The following is a 15,950-nucleotide window of genomic DNA, read 5'->3' on the forward strand; positions in this document are numbered from 1 at the left end:
GCGGGCGGACGGGAGCGGCGGTCAGGCCTTCGGCCCCGCGGACTGCACGACCTCGAAGGACCAGAGCGTCGAGTCGCTCGCGGCCGGCCGCTTGGGCGCCTCGCCCTCGGCCGCCGGCGGACCCTGGCGGTGCGCCTGCTGCATCGGGCCGGCCATCCACGCCTGGAAGGCCTCCTCGGAGGCCCACCGGGTGTACACCAGGTACTGCTCGGTGCCCTCGACCGGGCGGAGCAGCTCGAACCACTCGAAGCCGTCCGAGTTCTCCACGGCGCCGGCCCGGGCGGCGAACCGCTTCTCCAGGGTCTCGCGCATCTCAGCGGGCACACTCAGCACATTGATCTTCACGACAGACATGTCACCCATCCTGCCAGCCCCGTCACCGTCCCTGCGGCAGCACGGTGAGCACCCGCTCGACAAAGGTGTGGAAGTCCGCCATGAAGTCGGCCAGGAACTGCTGGACGGTCGGTTCGGTCACCTCGCCGTCGTCACCGAACAGCCCCGGGGTGAACTGGATGTAGGCCTCCGGCGCGTTCATCTGCGGCGAGTTGCAGAAGCTCAGGATGGAGCGGAGGTTCTGCTGGGCGACGGCCGTCCCGATCTTGCCGGGCGAGGCGCCGATCACCGCGGACGGCTTGTGGGTGAACGAGTTGGTGCCCCACGGGCGGCTCGCCCAGTCGATGGCGTTCTTCAGGCTGCCGGGGATGTCCCGGTTGTACTCGGGGGTGACGAAGAGCACCGCGTCCACCCCGGCGATCGCCTCCTTGAGGGCCCGCCCCTCCGGCGGGTAGTCCGCGTCGAAGTCGTGGTTGTACAGCGGCAGGTCGCGGATCGGGATCTCCTGGAACTCCAGGCCCGGCGGGGCCACCCGGATCAGTGCCCTGGAGAGCACCCGGTTGATCGACTTCGAGGACAGGCTGCCGACGAAGTATCCGACCTTGTACACGGTCATGCGCGGTTCTCCTTCCGCCCGGACGGGCCGTCCCGCCCGGCCGGATCGGCGGGCCGCGGGCACGGTCCTCCTGCATCCTGCCCCGCGCCCGGGGACCGGGCGACCCGGACGGTGCGCACGGAGCAGCGCCCACAGCCGTCGGCAGGGCCGTCCCCGCATCGTCCCCGCGGCCCGCGGGCGGACCGGCCCGGCCGACCGGTCCGCCCGACCGGTCCGGCGGACGGACCGTGCGCTGACCATCCGTCGGTAAAAAGGCGCGCAGCCGCCGGACGGTCCGTCTATGGTGCCCGGATGACCGACATCATGCCGCTCTCCGACCGCTCCTCCTGGCTGCCCGACCACCTGCGGCGGCTGACCGCGGCGTACCGGGCGAACGGCCTCACCGAGGCCGCCGCGACGGCCATGGTCGAGCGGGGCCGCGAGCGCGCCGAGGACTGGCAGGCCGCCGAGATCGTCGCGGACGGGCGGCGGGTGGGCCTGGTGGCCGCCGGGGTCGTGACCGAGAACGGCACCACGACCGGGCGGATCGGCATCCTGCGGCTGGACCCGGCCGCGGGCGGCACCGACCGGGACAGGCTGGCCGCCCGGGACTGGGCGGAGGGGTGGTGCGCCGAGCGGGGCGCCCGGCAGGTGTTCGTCGCCCTCACCGAGCCGGACACGCTGTTCGACGACTACGGCGTCCGCGGACAGAACCGGGTCAAGCCGGTCGGCATCGCACCGACCCCGGCGGAGGGGCTGACCGGCCGTCCGATGACCGCGGCCGAGTACCCGGTCTGGCGGGCCGCCCAGGAGGCCGAGTACACCGCCGACATCATCCGCGCCGGTGCGCTCGACCCCGATCAGGCCCGCGCCAAGTCCGCGCAGGACTTCGCCCGGCTGCTCCCCGACGGGCTGGCCAGCACCGGGCACGCGATCCTCGTCCTGGAGAACGGCGGCCGGACGGTCGGCACCGGCTGGCTCCTGCACGGCTTCCTGCCGGGCGTCACCTTCGGCTACTCGCTGGAGGTCCACCCCGAGCACCGCGGCAACGGCCACGGCCGCGGCGCGATGACCGTCGGCGAACTCGCCACCGCCGCCGCCGGCGACCAGGCGCTGATGCTCAACGTCTTCGGCGGCAACGAGGTCGCCATGAACCTCTACACCAGCACCGGCTACCGCGTCCTGGAGGAGCACCGCTCCCGCGAACTGACCGGCTGACCTGCCCCGATAGGGTGCGCGGCACCGTCAGAAGAAGAGGTGCGGCATGGGCCCGGGCAGACAGTGGCAGCTGGGGCGCGCGCAGCGCCGGTACGAGCGGGGCATGCAGCTCGCCAAGGAGCAGAAGTGGGCCGAGTCCGAGGCCGCCCTGCGCTCGGTGACGGAGACCCGCACCGCCGCACTGGGGCCCGACCACCAGGACACCCTGCGCAGCCGGGGCCAGCGCGCCGCGGTGCTGCGCCGGCTCGACCGCACGGACGAGGCCGTCGCGGAGTTGAACACCTGCGTCGAAGCGCTCGGGCGGACGCTGGGCGAGTCCGCCCGGCCGACGCTGGAGATGCGGGTGCTCCGCTGCCAGGTGCTCCGCAAGGCCGACCGGGGCGCCGCGGCGATGCCGGACGCACGGTTCGTGACGCAGGCGCTGGACAGTCGGCCCGACGAGCTGAACTTCCAGGCCAGCGGTCTGCTCGGAGGGATCCTGAACGATCTGGGCCGGCACGAGGAGGCCTCCGAGGCGTTCGCCTCCCAGGCTTCGGTGTTCGACGGCCTGACCGGTTCCCTGCGGCTGGCCGCGCAGCAGCTCCGTGCCAACCACGCGACCACAGCGCTCTACCTCGGACGGTTCGAGCAGGTGGAAGCCGTCTCCCGGGGCATGATCGCAAGCATCGGGACCCTCGCACTGCGGTCACCACCAAGGTGCGCGCTTCGGCGTCGAACAGTCTGGCGTTCGCCCTGCACGGCCAGGGCCGGCACGAGGAGGCCGAGCAGGTCGCACGGGATGCGGTGGCGGACCTCACCAGGCTCGGCTTGGACCGGTTCCGCGGCACCGTCCGGCTGAACCTGGCTCGCAGCCTGCGCGGGCAGCGCCGGTTCGAGGAGGCGCTGGCCCAGGTGGCCGCCGCCCGGGCCGATTTCGCCCGCGAGCGGGACGCGGAGCCGGGCGATGACTCCGCCGCCGCCACCGGCGCCGCCGCGGCCCTGCTCGGCCTCGGACGCCCTGCGGAGGCGGAGGCGGCGGCCGTCGAGGCCCTGGACATCTGCCGGGCGGTGTTCGGGCCCGCGCACCACCGGCGGCTGGAGGCCGGGCACCTCCACGCCCTCGCGGTCGCCGCGCAGGGCCGTGACACGGAGGCCGCCGGGCTGCTGGCGGCCAATCACGAGGCCTGGCTGGCCGCCTTCGGCGCCGGGCACCCGGGGACGGAGGCCGCCGCGGCCGCGCTCAGCGCCGCCGCGCCGACCGGAGGCTGACGACGAGGGCGGCGGCCAGCAGGGCGGCGGCGGGGACGGCGATGTTCGGGAGCTGCCGCAGCCCTGCCGGGTCCGCCGCCGCGTCCACCGGCAGGCCGAGGACGGCGAGCTCGGTGAGACCGTCCCAGGTCGCGGCGAGGTAGCCGAGGACGGCCCAGAGGAGCGCGAACAGCGCCAGGGCGGCGCTGCGTTCCGCGGCGGCGAGGACGAGCAGCGCCACGGCGATGACGACGAGCGGGGTGGCGCCGTTGAAGACCAGGAGGTGGGCGGCCTCGGCCCAGGCCGACGGGATGCGCAGGCCCGGCCAGTCGGCCGCGGTGAGCGCCGCGGTCAGTGCGGCCGTCAGGACGGCGGCGGCGAGCACCGGAACGGCGCGCGGCACCCGGCCGTCGCGCCGGTAGCGCCGGAGGATCGCCGCGGCGCCGACCGCCAGGGCGGCCGTCCAGTAGAGGGCGAGCCATCCGGGGTGGGCGAGTTCGTACCGGCCGAGGATGCCGCCGGGCGACCGGAGCGGCGTCACGCAGGGCAACCCTCCGGTGCAGCCGGAGCCGGGCCGGAGGTAGAGCGGCAGGGAGAGCACGAGCAGGCCGCCGAACAGGACGAGGACGAACCGGTACCGCCGTGCCGCCATGTCCACCGCATCGCTCCCGTCGAAGGCGTCGTCAGCGGCGAGGCTACGCGGTGGGGACCCCGCAGCCCGGCGTCTTCGGGGATACGCCGGTCCGTCACGGACCGTTCACGACACTCGTTTCACCACCAACCCGGACAAGCTGCCCGAACGACACCGGGCGTCCCTGTCGTCTCCGCACAACCTCCTGCATAATCGGGCGCGTTCGTCACACCGATCGAGGAGGACCGGCCCATGCCGGGAGAGCACTGCCCGCTGTGCGGCGCGGTCCGGGCCGCTGGCGGCTGCGGCTGCGGCTCCTCGCACCCCGACGTGACGGAGACGGCGATCCTGCCGCACACCGAGGGCCCGCCCCTGGTGCGCCCGTACGTGCCCGCGGCCGCGACCGACCACCGGTCCGGCCCGGCCGCGCCCTACCAGGACCCGTTCGCGACCGCGCTGATGCCGCAGGCGCCGGCGGCCCCGCCGATACCGCCGCGCCCGCCGGGCCACCCGGCCGCGGCCGTTCCGGGGCATCCGGCGGCCGGCGGCGACCTGGGGGTCTTCTCGTTCCAGGGGACGGTGCAGCAGCGGCCCGGCGGCCGCGCCGAGCGGCGCGAGCACCAGCAGCTGGCGGCCGGACGGCGCCGGACGGCGGTCGTCGTCGCGGGCCTCGGCATCGCGGCGGTCGGCGCGGGGCTGGCCTTCGTGCTGGCGCCCTCCTCCGACAGCGGCGGGCCGGACCAGGCGCTGCCCGCCCCGACCGGCAGCATCGAGGCGCCGCCGAGCGTCGACGTGGCGGCGCCGACCGGCGAGGCCTCGTCCTCCGGCCGGCCGAAGGCCTCCGCCACGGCCGGCCGCAGCAAGGCGCCGACCGGGAAGGCACCGGTGGGGGTGGTCAGTGCGACCGGTCCGGCGGCGCCGTCGGCGAGTTCCCCGGCGGCGGCCAGCCCCACGCCGTCCGCCCCGGCGACCGTCCGGGTGCTGAAGGCCGGTGACAGCGGAGCGGACGTCAGGACGATGCAGCAGCTGCTGCTCACCGCCGACTGCGGCGACCACCACCTCAACACGTGGTTCGTCAGCGGCACCTTCGACTCCTGGACGCAGTGGGTGCTGGCCGACTTCCAGCGCCAGCACCGCATCAAGGGCGACGAGCGCAACAGCACCCTCTACGGTCCGCAGACCCAGGCCGCGCTGCAGGCGACGGCCGCCGACCCGGGCTGCTGACCCGGGCCGGGGCGTCCGTCCGACAGGACGTCAGCCGGTGAAGGCCTTGACCAGGCTGAAGACCGCGAGGAGCAGCATCAGGGTCGCGGCGATCCGCACGATGACCTTCATCGGGACGTGCCGCAGCAGCTTCTGCCCGCCCACGATGGCGATCCCGCCGACGGCGCACAGTGCCAGCCACGAGCCGATGCCGACGGCCAGCGGGTCGGCGTACTTGGCCGCCAGGTTGGCCGTCATGATCTGGGTGAGATCGCCGAACTCGGCGACGGCGACGACCACGAAGCTCGCCCCGGCGACCTTCCAGAAGCTGCTGGAGGAGGGCTCCTTGGCGGCGTGGCCGTCGTCCTCGTCGTCGTGGTGCCAGAGCAGCATGACGGCGCCGAGCAGGAACAGCGCACCGGAGACGCCCTCCACCCAGCGCTGCGGCAGCAGCGACAGCAGGCTGCCCGCCACCAGGGCCAGCCCGACCTGGAGGGCGAAGGCGGCGGCGATACCGGCGAAGACGTAGGAGGCCCGGTACTTGGTGCCGAGCACGAGGCTGGCCAGCGCCGTCTTGTCGGGGAGTTCCGCGAGGAAGATGATGCCGAAGGTCAACGCGGCAACGGTCAGGCTCATCAGGGTTTCGGTCCCTCGGTCGGGCTGCCGGCCGAGGCTCCGTGCGGGGACGCTTCGGCCCGACAGCACTGGTCATGATCACAGCACTGCGGCCGAAGGTCTCGCCGACACCCCGCGGACGCGGTGCCCCGGGCGCCGGGCCCACGAGGGGCCAGTATGTCGACGGTCCGGTGGAGGGCTACTCCCCTTCAACGCCTCCCACCCTACCGGACGGGCCGGCGGGCTCAGGCGGGCACCTTCCCCCGGCCGACGACCTCCAGCACCGCCACCACCGCGACCGCCTCCACGGCCAGCAGCGCGACCAGCACGAACAGCTGCACCGCACCGGCCTGCACCGGGGTGGCGCCGCCGAGCAGCATGCCGACGAACGCGCCGGGCAGCGTGACCAGGCCCACTGTCCTGGTCTGGTCGAGCGCCGGGACGAGCGAGGTCGCGGCGGCCGTCCGGCAGATCTCCAGGCGGGCGTCGCGGTCCTCGAAGCCGAGCGCCAGCGCCGCCTCCACCTCGCCGCGCCGCTGCCGCAGCTCGTCCAGCGCCCGCCGGCCGGCCAGCGAGGTGGCGGTCAGTCCGCCGCCGATCAGGATTCCGGCGACCGGGATCAGCGACAGCCCCTGGTACGGGAGCAGCCCGGTGACCAGCAGCAGTGCCAGGACGGGCAGCACCCCGGCGCCGATCGGCACCGCCGCCCAGACCCAGCCCGGGCCGGCGGTCATCCGTCGGCCCGCGGTGCGCACCGCCACCGTGAACATCACCAGCACGAACAGCGTGGACGTCCACAGCGAGCCCACCACCCAGGTGATGACCAGGGCGACCGCGGCCAGCTGCACGACCGCCCGGAGCCCGGCCCGCACCACGGCCTTGCCGTGCCCGAGCCCGCCGCGGCCGGCCACCGCGGCGGCGGCGGCCAGCAGCACCGCGATGAGGACCCCGAGGCCCCAGGTGACCGGCAGCAGCTGACCGGTCGAGGCGGCGGCCATCCGGTCAGATCCAGCTGGTGAACCACATCCGGTCCTGCCAGTCCGACATCGGGATCACCTCCGCCGTGTAGAGCGGGTGGAAGTAGGCGAAGCAGCCGACGATCGCGAACACGATCAGCCCGGCGCCGGCCGCGCCCCAGCGCCGCCGGCGGACGGTGGACCGGGCCGGTCCGAGCAGCGCGCCCAGCATCATGGCGACGGCGAGGCAGAGGAAGGGCACCAGCAGCACCATGTAGAAGGAGAAGATCGTCCGGTGCTGGTACTGGAACCACGGCAGGTAGATCCCGGCGACGCCGGCCAGCACCGCGCCGGCCCGCCAGTCCCGCCGGAAGAACCACCGCCACAGCGCGTAGGCCAGCGCGAAGCAGGCCGTCCACCACAGCAGCGGTGTGCCGAGGGCGAGGATCTGGCTGGCGCAGCCGCCCGAGGAGGTGCAGCCCTGCTGGCCCTGCGGCACCTGCTGCCAGTACATCGACACCGGGCGGCCCTGGACGAGCCAGCTCCACGGGTTGGACTGGTAGGTGTGCGGTGAGGACAGGCCGGTGTTGAAGTCGTACATCTGCGCGTGGTAGTGCCACCAGCTGCGCAGGGCGGCCGGGACCCAGGTCATCGGCACCTGCGGCAGCGGGATGTCGACCAGCGGGGTGCGGGCCATGGACAGGCCGGCCCGGTGGTCGGCCCAGTGCCGGCCGTACCCGCCGTCGGTGGCGAACCAGCCCGTCCAGGCCGCCAGGTAGACCAGGGCGGCGGCGCCGACGGTGGACAGCAGGCCGGGCAGCGCGTCCCGGCGCAGCAGGGCGCGGGTCGGCCGGTGGGCGCCGGCCCGGCGGCGGCCGGCCCGGTCCCAGAGCAGCGTCAGCACGGTGAACACCAGCAGGATCTGCAGGCCGTTCCACTTCACCGCACAGGCGCAGCCGAGCAGCACGCCGGCCGCGATCCGCCACGGGCGCAGCCCGAGCCGGACTTCGTCCCCGGCTCGGCCGCCCTCGGCGCGGGCGGCTTCCAGCACGGCCCGGGTGTGGTCGCGGTCGATCAGCAGGCTGCCGAAGGCGCCGAGCACGAAGACCATCGACACGCCGTCCAGCAGGCCGACCCGGCTCATCACGAAGTGCAGGCCGTCGACGGCCATCAGCAGCGCGGCGGTGCAGCCGAGCAGGGTGGAGGAGAGCAGCCGGCGGCCGATCCGGGCGAGCATCAGCACGGAGAGCGTGCCGAGCAGGGCGACCATCACCCGCCAGCCGAAGGGGTGCAGTCCGAAGACCCACTCGCCGAGGGAGATCACCCACTTGCCGAGCGGCGGGTGCGCCACGAACTCGGGCGCCGGGGTGAGCGGGATCTTCTGGGACGGCGCGAGGATCTGCTGGTTGGCGTCGTCCGGCCAGACGCCCTCGTAGCCGAGGTGGAGCAGCGACCAGGCGTCCTTGGGGTAGTACGTCTCGTCGAAGACGAAGGCGTTCGGCGTGCCGAGGTCCCAGAACCTCAGCAGGCCGGCGAAGAGCGCGACGGCGATCGGGCCGAGCCAGCCGGAGTGCCGCACGGCCCAGGCGAGCAGGCCGCGGGCGGGGGCGGCGTGCTGCGCGGCGGTGGCGCCACCGGTGGCCGGGGTGTCGGTGACTGCGGTGTACGCCATGGACTCGCTGTTCCTCCCCTGTCCGCCCGGCCGCCACGGGCCGCACCGGGGCCGGCGCGGCGCCGACCACCCGGGTGACACTATGTCGCCTTTGTCGCGAATCCTAGCCCGCTCCCCTGTCGGCGGGCCGCAGTAGCGTGGCGGCCGTTGACCCTCGACCAGGTCGAGGCCCCAGAGTCCTCGGTGTGGAGAGCGGGATGCGGAGCATCGGTGAGATGGCCCGGGCCAGCGGGCTCGGCGTGAGCACGCTGCGGTTCTACGACGGCGCGGGCGTGTTCGGCCCGGCCCGGGTGGATCCGCGGACGGGGTACCGCTGGTACGCGCCGGAGCAGCTGGCCGACGCGCGGCTGATCGCCCGGCTGCGCCGGGTCGGGATGCCGCTGGCCGGCATCGCGCAGGTGCTCGGCGGCGGCCCCGGGGAGGCCCGGGCCGTCCTGGACGCCCATCTGCGCAGGCTGGAGGACGGCCTGGCGGACGCGCGACGCGAGCTCTCCACTGTCCGATCGCTGCTGGAGACGAGGGAGCACCCGATGACCGAGACCCGACCGACCCGACTGACGCTGCCCGCGGCGGGCCTGGCCGCCGCCCTGGAGGCCGTCCGATTCGCGGTGCATCCGGACGCCGGGGCGCTGCCGGCCGTCGCCGGCGTGCTCTTCGACGGGACGGACGGCGGCGTGCTGCGGCTGGTCGCCACCGACCGCTACCGACTGGCCGTCTCGGAGGTGCGACCGGCGGCGACGGAAGGGCCCGCCGCCGACGTGATCGCGCCGACCGCCTTCGTGGACGGGCTGCGCGCGCTGCTGGCCGCGGCGGACGGCGCGGTCGAGCTGACGGTGGAGGGCACGGCCCTCACCGCGGTTCTCGACGGGCGGACGGTCCGCGGCGAGCGCGTCGACCTGGACTACCCGGACTACCGCCCCATGCTGCGCACGTCCCCGACCCACCGGGTCGAGCTGTCCGCCGGGGCGCTGCGCGCGGGGATCGGGGCGGCTCCCGTCCGGACGGCGCGGCGCGACCAGGACGGCGCGGACTTCGACGTCGCGGAGCTGGCGGTGACCGCGGACGGCACGCTGGCGGCAGACGGTTCGGCCGAGGGCGCGCTGCGGGTCCAGGTGAACCGGGACTTCCTGCTGGAGGCCGTCGCGGCGGGGGCCGGCGGCCAGCTGGTGCTGGAGCTCGGCGGCCCGGTGGCCCCGCTCGCGATCCGCTTCCCGGAGCGGGCCGGCACCTTCTCGCTGCTGATGCCCGTTGCTCCCTGAGCCGTGACGGCGGCCGGGCGCCGGGTCCGTGGACCCGGCGCCCGGCCGGCGGTGACGGTGGCGGTCAGGCCGCCGTGCTGAGCTCCCCCACCGGGCGGGTCAGCGCGACCGTCACCGGGGCGGCGTTGTCCTGCGCGGGCGTGAGGTGGCCGCGCAGCCGCAGCGCCAGGGTGATGATCAGCAGGGTGCAGCCCGCCATCGCCAGCAGGTAGAGCGGCCAGGTGCCGGAGCCGACCAGCAGGACGCCGACGGCCGGGCCGACCGCGATGGCGACCTGCTTCACCAGGGCGTGCGCGGCGTTGTAGGTGCCGAGCAGCCGGGCCGGGGCGAGGTCGGCCACGATCGGGCCGAGGGTCGGGGCGAGCAGCGACTCACCCACGCCGAACAGCGCGTACACGGCGACCACGGCGACCGTGGCGGCGAGCGCCTCGGAGCGGACGAGGCCGGCCACCAGCGCGGCCGCCCAGGCGCCGAGCCAGACCACACCGGCCGCGGCCATCGCGGCGGTGCGGCGGCGGCGCTCGGTGATCCGCACGACGAACATCTGGAGCAGCACGATGGTCAGCGCGTTCGCGCCGATCGCGATGCCCAGGGTGGACGGCGCGGTGCCGACGGTGTCGGTGGCGAAGGCGGCCACCCCGGACTCGAACTGGCCGTAGCAGGTGAAGAAGATCAGGGCGACGAGCAGGCAGAGCCGGAGCATGGCCTTGTCGGCGGCCAGCGCGCGCAGGCCGGTCGGGCCGCCGCGCTCCGCCACCGCCACGGGGGCGGCCGCCGGGATCCGGGCGGTGCCGGCCACCAGCCCGAGGCCGATCAGGGTGACCGCCTCGATGGTGAACAGCCGGGTGAGGCTGGCCGGGTCGGCGACGTCCACGATCTGGCCGCCGACCAGGGCGCCGATGCCCATGCCCAGGTTGACCAGGGTGAACTGGAGCGCGAAGGCCCGCGAGCGCTCGGCCTTGGCCGAGCTGCGGACGATCATCGTGGAGAGCGCCGGCGCGCAGGCGGTGAACCCCGCGCCGAACAGGAAGGACGCCGCCAGCAGGGTCGGCGCGGTCTGCGCCTGCCCGAAGGCGTACGCGCCGGCGGCGGCCAGCGCGGCACCGACCAGCAGCACCGGCCGGGGGCCGTGGCGGTCGATGCCGCGGCCGGTGAACGGCAGCACGGCGAGGGCCGCGAGCGCGAAGACGGTGAACACCATCCCGGCCGCGAACGAGCCGAGCCCGCGCACCTGGTCCACATAGACGAACATGTACGGCATCGTGAAACCGCTGCCGAACGCGCTGAGCGCGTTGCCGATCTGGACGCGGCGCAGCGGACCGCCCGCCCTGTCCGTCCGCCGCACCCGCTGCTTCACCGTGCCGGCCACCGTGCACACCCCTTTGCCATGAAGGAAGGTTGACCCTTCCGCTTTTAACTCCGCAAGATTTCAGAGCTAAACTCTACGGATCCAAAGACTCAGGTGTCAAAGGCTTAACGCCTACAGGAAGCCGTGGGAGAATGGGCGCCATGACCGCACGCAAGCCCGAGTCACCGGCCGCGGCCGAACTCGGCATCGCCGAGCAAGTCGCCCTCTATCAGCGGGAGTTCCCCACCGTTGACCCGCAGGTGGAGACCATCGTCTCCACCCTCTCCCGGCTCGCCCGGCGGATGAACGTGGCCTACGGCCGCCAGCTGGCTGTGCTCGGAATCACCTCCGCCGAGTGGGAGGTGCTCAAGGCCCTGGTCTTCGCGGGCAGCCCGTACCGGCTCGGCCCCGGCGAGCTCGCCAAGCGGCTCGGGCTGACCCCGGCGGCGATGACCCACCGGATTGACCGGATGGTCGGCGACGGGCTGGTCACCCGGGACCGCGACGAGTCCAACCGGGTCCGGGTGATCATCGAGCTGACCGAGACCGGCCGGGACAAGTGGCTGGAGCTGATGCGGATGGCCGCCGTCTTCGAGGCCGACCTGCTCCAGGACATCGTCGGTGAGGAGCGCAGCGCGCTCTCGGCGACCCTCGGCCGGATGCTGCGGCGGATCGAGCAGAGCCAGCCGGACGCCCTCGGCCGCACCGAGGACCTGGCCTGACGCCCGTCGCAGCACCTTTCGCGCGCCCGGCCCCGCGCACGCGCGACCGCCCCGGACGGGAGACCCGTCCGGGGCGGTCGCGGTGATCGGTCGGTGCGTCAGCAGGCGCCGTTGTCGGCCCAGACGCCCCACTGGCCGCTGAGGGTCGGGTCCTCGTTGGTGGTCCACCACTTGTTGGTCCAGTAGTGGCCCTTCCAGGAGACCTTGGTGCCGGCGGTCGCGTAGACCGCGGCGGCGTCCCAGCTCGGGGCGGTGCAGGTGCCGCCGGTCGGCGAGCTGCTCGGGGAGCTGCTCGGCGAGGAGGACGGCGAGCTGCTCGGCGAGGACGACGGCGAGGCCGAGGTGCTCGGGGAGCTGCTCGGGGTGGCCGACGCGGTGCTCGTCGGGGCCGGGCAGGACGCCGCGGAGCCGTTGGTGGCGCTCACCATCTTGTCGAACAGCGTGGTCTGCGTGCCGAGGTCGTACAGCGAGAAGGCGAACGAGCCGCCGAGGCCGTTGCAGTGCGCGTAGTCCAGCTTGGCCTGGATCGACTGGGCGTTCTCACCCGACCAGAAGGTGGTGCCGTCGTAGAAGTAGGCGGCCTTCGCGGAGTCGTCCCAGTAGGTGTCGGCCGCGTTGTCGACGAAGCCGTTCAGCTCCTTGTACATCCGGATACCGTTGACGTTGCCGGACATCGCCGCGCCCGTGGCCGGGCCCGTCGCGCTCTGGAACAGGCCGTGGTTGGCACCGGCGGGCACGCCCGTCCAGCCGCGGTAGTAGAACGGGACACCCATGTTGATCTTGTTGGCGGGGAAGCCGCCCGGGATCCCGTACTGCGGGTCGCCGACCGTCCACGCCTTGATGGCGTTGTCGATCGAGTACTTGCCGTTGCCGCCCGGGATGGGCGTCATCGGGTCGTTCGGGTTGTTGTAGATCGGCGCCTGGTGGTTGGTCGGACCGGTCGCGTCCCACGCACCGTGCATGTCGTACGTCATGACGTCCAGGAACGTCAGGTACTGGCCGATCTTGTCGGTCTCGATGTTCTTGATCTTGTCCTGGCCGGCGCCGACCGCCGCGGAGAGCGCGTAGGTCTTGCCGTCGGCCGCGCCCTGGGCGTTCAGCTGGGAGCGCAGCTCGCCCAGCAGGGCGGTGTAGTTCTGCTTGTCCGCCGCCGCGGAGTGGTTGCCGGTGTGGCCGCCGCCGCCCGGGTACTCCCAGTCGATGTCGAAGCCGTCGAAGACGCCCGCCGCGCTGCCGGTGCCGCCGAAGCCGCCCTGCACGGGCAGGTTGCCCTTGATGAACATGTCGACGCAGGAGGAGACGAACTTCTTGCGCGCGGCGTCGGTGGCCGACACATCGGAGAAGTACTTCGAGTAGGTCCAGCCGCCGATCGACAGCAGCACCTTGAGGTTCGGGTTCTTCGCCTTCAGCTTCTTGATCTGGTTGAAGTTGCCGACCAGGGGCTGGTTCCAGGTGTCGGCGACGCCGTCCACGCTGGTGCCGGCGTCGAAGGTCTTCTGGTAGTCGGCGAACGCGTCGCCCGCACCGTCACCCGCGCTGCCGTTGCTCTCGTCCTGCGAGGAGGCCTTGGTGGCCTCGAAACAGTTGAGGTTGGTCGGGTCGATGTTGGCGAAGTCGTAGATCAGGTAGTCCAGCTTGGAGGCCACGCCGGTGTCCTGAACGGTCTTCAGGTAGTAGGCGTTGCTGTAGATCGACCACTGGTCGAAGTAGGCGACCTTGATGCCGCCGGAGGTGGCGGGCGCGCCGGTGGAGTTGGTGGCGGCGGCCTGGGCCGCGCCGCCGGAGGTCAGGGCGAGGGCGCCGCCGAGCAGCAGGGAGGCGGCGGTGCCGGCCGCGAGGGCACCGAGGCCCCGGGCGCGGCGCCGGCTGTGCCGGGGCTCTTTCGGGACGGAACGAAGCATGGCTGCGGACTCCTGGTCGTGGGGGACCCCGCCGCGCCCGTGGAGGTTCCGTCGCGGGTGGGACCGCACGGCAGGGGCATGACAGGGGAATCGAGCGTTGGCCTGCGCAAACGGATGCCCGGGGGCGCCGAACCGGCACCGGTGGCCCGAACCACCGGCGCCGGCCCAGGGGCTCCCTGCACCTGGCCACAAAAATGGACTAGACCAAACGCCCCGTCAAGAGTCGTCCGCCCCGCTTGAGGCGGTCTTAAGGTTGGGCCGCAGCCGCGGCGTACCCGTCAGTAGCGCAGCGCCGCCGCCACCGACACCTTCACGTCACCGGTCAGCTTGCGGTTGCTCGTGGCCGTGGCCTGCATCGTCGCCCCCGCGGCGACCTCCGGCACGGTCAGCACCGAGACGTCGAGGCGATTGCCGTTCGCGTCCTTGAAATCGACCTGGATCGTGTACTTGCGCGGCTGGGAATCGTGGTTGACGACCGTCACCGGGACGTCCAGCTTCCCGTCCGCGTCGGTCACCGCGGTGCCCAGCGTGACGTCCGCCTTGGCGTCCAGACCGCCCTGGACCCCGGCCACCGCCGACGAGGCGGCCGACTCGGCCGAGGCCAGCGCGGACTGCGCCGACGAGGCCAGCCCGCCGACCGCCGAGGAGGCCGCCGAGGCGAGCTCGGACGCCTTCGACTGGACCGCCGCGGCGGCGGACGACACCGCCGACGAGGGGGTGGACCCGGAGGAACACCCCGCCAGCGCCACCCCCGCGACCAGGGCCGCGACGGCCGGCCCGGCGGTGGAACGAATCCTGTGCTTCATGGCTGCTCCCGGAGGACGACGGCACTCGTCCCACCCTTGGCCGCCGCACCGCCGCCCGGCGAGCAGAGCCGCGCGAACGGGTGATCCCCGCCGCCGTCGCCCGGGCCCGTAGCATGGCCGCCGGACGGCCGCACGCCGCGGCCGGTCGCGGACGGCAGGGACGCAGGGAAGGCAGCACGGTGGCACGCAGACTCGGCGGGCTGGAGGCGGAGATCATGGACCGGATGTGGTCCTGGGGCCGCCCGGCCACCGTCCGCGAGGTGGTCGACGACCTGAACCGCCACCGCCCGGTGGCGTACACCACCGTGATGACCGTCGCCGACATCCTGCACACCAAGGGCCTGCTGAGCCGCCGCAAGGAGGGCCGCGCCTGGGTGTACGAGGCCACCGCCGACCGCGCCGCCCACACCGCCGCGCTGATGGCCGAGGCGCTCGGCACCGGCGGCGACGCACCGGCCGCACTCGCGCACTTCGTCGGCACCATGGCCCCGGACGAACTGGCCGCGCTGCGCCACGCGCTGGCCGCCCTGGAGGGCCGGGACGACGGGGACGGCGGGGACGGCCGGTGAGTGCCGCCCTGCTGCTGCTCCTGTGGGCGGCACTGGTCACCACCGCCCTGCCGCGGCTGCTCGCGGGCGCCCGCTGGACGCACCGCACACCCGTGCTCGCGGTGGCCGCCTGGCACGCGCTCGGCGTCTCGGCCACCCTCGCGCTCGCCCTGGCCGTCCGGCAGCTGGCCGACCCCTCGCCGCACCACCACGCCGGGCTGCTGCACCTGTGCGGGCTCGCCGTACCGGCCGAGTCCGCCGCCCGGGCCGCGGCGGGCCTGGCCACCGCCGTCGCCGCCGTCCCGGCGGCCCTGTTCGGCGCGGCCGTACGGCGGGCCGCCCTGGCCCGCCGGCGCCACCGGGAGGTGCTCGACCTCGCCGGGCACCACGGCGTGCTGCCCGGAGCCGTCGTCCTCGACCACGCCGTCCCGACCGTGTACTGCCTGCCCGGGCTGCGCCGCCGGGTGGTGGTCAGCCGCGGCGCCCTGGACGCGCTCTCGCCCGGGCAGCTCGCCGCCGCCCTCGCCCACGAGGACGGTCATCTGCGCGGCCGGCACCACTTGGCGGCCTGCGCCGCCGACACCTTGCGCCGCTGCTTCGCCCCGCTGCCGCTCGGCCGGCTCGCCGGCCCCGAGGTGCGCGCCCTGCTGGAGATGGCGGCCGACGACCGGGCCCTGCGCAGCCACCCCGTGACCGCCCTGGCCGGCGCGATGGCCGTGGTCGCCGCGGGCCCGGCCCCGGACTCCGCCCTCGCCGCGGGCCACCACGCGACGGCCCGGATCCGGCGCCTGGCCGCGGCCGGCCCCCGGCCGCCGCGGACGGCCCGGCTGCTCGGCGGCGGCGCCGCGGCCGCGCTCACCGCCCTGCCGTTCCTGCTCGCCTGCCTCCCGCACCTGGCCTGACCGCCGGCCGGCCG

General features: G+C 74.3%; 17 protein-coding genes. 8 read left to right on the forward strand and 9 right to left on the reverse strand.

All coding sequences use genetic code 11. The features are described 5' to 3' along the window. Nucleotides 1-21 precede the first annotated feature (21 nt). On the reverse strand, nucleotides 22-354 hold the full coding sequence (locus tag ABEB13_RS13880; RefSeq protein WP_100890450.1) for an antibiotic biosynthesis monooxygenase family protein: 333 nt from the start codon (nucleotides 352-354) through the stop codon (nucleotides 22-24). Between the two features lie 22 nt (nucleotides 355-376). After that, nucleotides 377-949, reverse strand: a complete 573-nt coding sequence (locus tag ABEB13_RS13885; protein WP_345705772.1) for an NADPH-dependent FMN reductase — start codon at nucleotides 947-949, stop codon at nucleotides 377-379. Between the two features lie 291 nt (nucleotides 950-1,240). On the opposite strand from ABEB13_RS13885, the gene ABEB13_RS13890 reads away from it, so the two are divergent. The 3 genes from ABEB13_RS13890 to ABEB13_RS13900 are packed head-to-tail and all read left to right on the forward strand — an operon-like array spanning nucleotide 1,241 to nucleotide 3,394. Continuing rightward, a complete protein-coding gene (locus tag ABEB13_RS13890; RefSeq protein ID WP_345705773.1) occupies nucleotides 1,241-2,146 on the forward strand; it encodes a GNAT family N-acetyltransferase in 906 nt (301 codons plus the stop codon). A gap of 46 nt (nucleotides 2,147-2,192) precedes the next feature. Further along, nucleotides 2,193-2,984 (forward strand): tetratricopeptide repeat protein, encoded by a 792-nt coding sequence (locus ABEB13_RS13895; RefSeq protein WP_345705774.1) that lies wholly within the window; start codon nucleotides 2,193-2,195, stop codon nucleotides 2,982-2,984. Beyond that, entirely contained in the window at nucleotides 2,879-3,394 is a 516-nt protein-coding gene (locus tag ABEB13_RS13900) for a tetratricopeptide repeat protein (protein WP_425559964.1), read from the forward strand. Before ABEB13_RS13895 ends, ABEB13_RS13900 begins: the two co-directional genes overlap by 106 nt. Here ABEB13_RS13900 and ABEB13_RS13905 read toward each other — a convergent pair. Then, complete coding sequence (locus ABEB13_RS13905) at nucleotides 3,366-4,025, reverse strand: hypothetical protein (RefSeq protein WP_345705776.1); 660 nt, start codon at nucleotides 4,023-4,025, stop codon at nucleotides 3,366-3,368. The genes ABEB13_RS13900 and ABEB13_RS13905 overlap by 29 nt on opposite strands. A 231-nt stretch (nucleotides 4,026-4,256) precedes the next feature. Between ABEB13_RS13905 and ABEB13_RS13910 the strand changes: the two genes are divergently transcribed. Then, nucleotides 4,257-5,228 (forward strand): peptidoglycan-binding domain-containing protein, encoded by a 972-nt coding sequence (locus ABEB13_RS13910; protein WP_345705777.1) that lies wholly within the window; start codon nucleotides 4,257-4,259, stop codon nucleotides 5,226-5,228. 30 nt (nucleotides 5,229-5,258) lie between these two features. Here ABEB13_RS13910 and ABEB13_RS13915 read toward each other — a convergent pair whose 3' ends face one another. The 3 genes from ABEB13_RS13915 to ABEB13_RS13925 all read right to left on the reverse strand — a co-directional run bounded on the left by ABEB13_RS13915 (nucleotide 5,259) and on the right by ABEB13_RS13925 (nucleotide 8,450). After that, on the reverse strand, nucleotides 5,259-5,846 hold the full coding sequence (locus ABEB13_RS13915; RefSeq protein WP_345709664.1) for a TMEM165/GDT1 family protein: 588 nt from the start codon (nucleotides 5,844-5,846) through the stop codon (nucleotides 5,259-5,261). A 221-nt stretch (nucleotides 5,847-6,067) separates the two neighbouring features. Further along, entirely contained in the window at nucleotides 6,068-6,820 is a 753-nt protein-coding gene (locus ABEB13_RS13920) for an ABC transporter permease (protein WP_345705778.1), read from the reverse strand. 4 nt (nucleotides 6,821-6,824) lie between these two features. Then, nucleotides 6,825-8,450 (reverse strand): dolichyl-phosphate-mannose--protein mannosyltransferase, encoded by a 1,626-nt coding sequence (locus ABEB13_RS13925; RefSeq protein WP_345705779.1) that lies wholly within the window; start codon nucleotides 8,448-8,450, stop codon nucleotides 6,825-6,827. Nucleotides 8,451-8,647: 197 nt separating this feature from the next. Here ABEB13_RS13925 and ABEB13_RS13930 point away from each other — a divergent pair, with 197 nt between their 5' ends. After that, nucleotides 8,648-9,709 (forward strand): DNA polymerase III subunit beta family protein, encoded by a 1,062-nt coding sequence (locus ABEB13_RS13930; RefSeq protein ID WP_345705780.1) that lies wholly within the window; start codon nucleotides 8,648-8,650, stop codon nucleotides 9,707-9,709. A 64-nt stretch (nucleotides 9,710-9,773) separates the two neighbouring features. Here the strand turns inward: ABEB13_RS13930 and ABEB13_RS13935 are convergent, their stop codons facing one another. Further along, nucleotides 9,774-11,078, reverse strand: a complete 1,305-nt coding sequence (locus ABEB13_RS13935; RefSeq protein ID WP_345705781.1) for an MFS transporter — start codon at nucleotides 11,076-11,078, stop codon at nucleotides 9,774-9,776. 140 nt (nucleotides 11,079-11,218) lie between these two features. Between ABEB13_RS13935 and ABEB13_RS13940 the strand changes: the two genes are divergently transcribed. After that, nucleotides 11,219-11,779 carry a MarR family winged helix-turn-helix transcriptional regulator gene (locus ABEB13_RS13940; protein ID WP_100892885.1) on the forward strand — a complete coding sequence of 187 codons (561 nt, stop codon included), beginning with the start codon at nucleotides 11,219-11,221 and terminating at the stop codon, nucleotides 11,777-11,779. A 98-nt stretch (nucleotides 11,780-11,877) separates the two neighbouring features. Here ABEB13_RS13940 and ABEB13_RS13945 read toward each other — a convergent pair whose 3' ends face one another. Further along, nucleotides 11,878-13,680 carry a glycosyl hydrolase family 18 protein gene (locus tag ABEB13_RS13945; RefSeq protein ID WP_345705782.1) on the reverse strand — a complete coding sequence of 601 codons (1,803 nt, stop codon included), beginning with the start codon at nucleotides 13,678-13,680 and terminating at the stop codon, nucleotides 11,878-11,880. 278 nt (nucleotides 13,681-13,958) lie between these two features. Then, nucleotides 13,959-14,486, reverse strand: a complete 528-nt coding sequence (locus tag ABEB13_RS13950; RefSeq protein WP_100890442.1) for a hypothetical protein — start codon at nucleotides 14,484-14,486, stop codon at nucleotides 13,959-13,961. 179 nt (nucleotides 14,487-14,665) lie between these two features. On the opposite strand from ABEB13_RS13950, the gene ABEB13_RS13955 reads away from it, so the two are divergent. Both ABEB13_RS13955 and ABEB13_RS13960 read left to right on the forward strand, forming a co-directional pair. Then, nucleotides 14,666-15,055 (forward strand): BlaI/MecI/CopY family transcriptional regulator, encoded by a 390-nt coding sequence (locus tag ABEB13_RS13955; RefSeq protein ID WP_345705783.1) that lies wholly within the window; start codon nucleotides 14,666-14,668, stop codon nucleotides 15,053-15,055. After that, the gene (locus ABEB13_RS13960; protein ID WP_345705784.1) at nucleotides 15,052-15,936 is read left to right on the forward strand and encodes a M56 family metallopeptidase; all 885 of its coding nucleotides are present in this window, start codon (nucleotides 15,052-15,054) and stop codon (nucleotides 15,934-15,936) included. The genes ABEB13_RS13955 and ABEB13_RS13960 overlap by 4 nt, the downstream gene beginning before the upstream one ends. The last annotated feature ends 14 nt before the right edge of the window (nucleotides 15,937-15,950 follow it).

The sequence above is a fragment of the Kitasatospora paranensis genome (assembly GCF_039544005.1).
GTDB classification, from domain to species: domain Bacteria; phylum Actinomycetota; class Actinomycetes; order Streptomycetales; family Streptomycetaceae; genus Kitasatospora; species Kitasatospora paranensis.

What these genes read in the sequence shown, in the direction of transcription:
- ABEB13_RS13880 (WP_100890450.1), bottom strand. Translation starts at nt 354, where the DNA reads ATGTCTGTCGTGAAGATCAATGTGCTGAGTGTGCCCGCTGAGATGCGC.
- ABEB13_RS13885 (WP_345705772.1), bottom strand. Translation starts at nt 949, where the DNA reads ATGACCGTGTACAAGGTCGGATACTTCGTCGGCAGCCTGTCCTCGAAG.
- ABEB13_RS13890 (WP_345705773.1), top strand. Translation starts at nt 1,241, where the DNA reads ATGACCGACATCATGCCGCTCTCCGACCGCTCCTCCTGGCTGCCCGAC.
- ABEB13_RS13895 (WP_345705774.1), top strand. Translation starts at nt 2,193, where the DNA reads ATGGGCCCGGGCAGACAGTGGCAGCTGGGGCGCGCGCAGCGCCGGTAC.
- ABEB13_RS13905 (WP_345705776.1), bottom strand. Translation starts at nt 4,025, where the DNA reads ATGGCGGCACGGCGGTACCGGTTCGTCCTCGTCCTGTTCGGCGGCCTG.
- ABEB13_RS13910 (WP_345705777.1), top strand. Translation starts at nt 4,257, where the DNA reads ATGCCGGGAGAGCACTGCCCGCTGTGCGGCGCGGTCCGGGCCGCTGGC.
- ABEB13_RS13920 (WP_345705778.1), bottom strand. Translation starts at nt 6,820, where the DNA reads ATGGCCGCCGCCTCGACCGGTCAGCTGCTGCCGGTCACCTGGGGCCTC.
- ABEB13_RS13925 (WP_345705779.1), bottom strand. Translation starts at nt 8,450, where the DNA reads ATGGCGTACACCGCAGTCACCGACACCCCGGCCACCGGTGGCGCCACC.
- ABEB13_RS13930 (WP_345705780.1), top strand. Translation starts at nt 8,648, where the DNA reads ATGCGGAGCATCGGTGAGATGGCCCGGGCCAGCGGGCTCGGCGTGAGC.
- ABEB13_RS13940 (WP_100892885.1), top strand. Translation starts at nt 11,219, where the DNA reads ATGACCGCACGCAAGCCCGAGTCACCGGCCGCGGCCGAACTCGGCATC.
- ABEB13_RS13945 (WP_345705782.1), bottom strand. Translation starts at nt 13,680, where the DNA reads ATGCTTCGTTCCGTCCCGAAAGAGCCCCGGCACAGCCGGCGCCGCGCC.
- ABEB13_RS13950 (WP_100890442.1), bottom strand. Translation starts at nt 14,486, where the DNA reads ATGAAGCACAGGATTCGTTCCACCGCCGGGCCGGCCGTCGCGGCCCTG.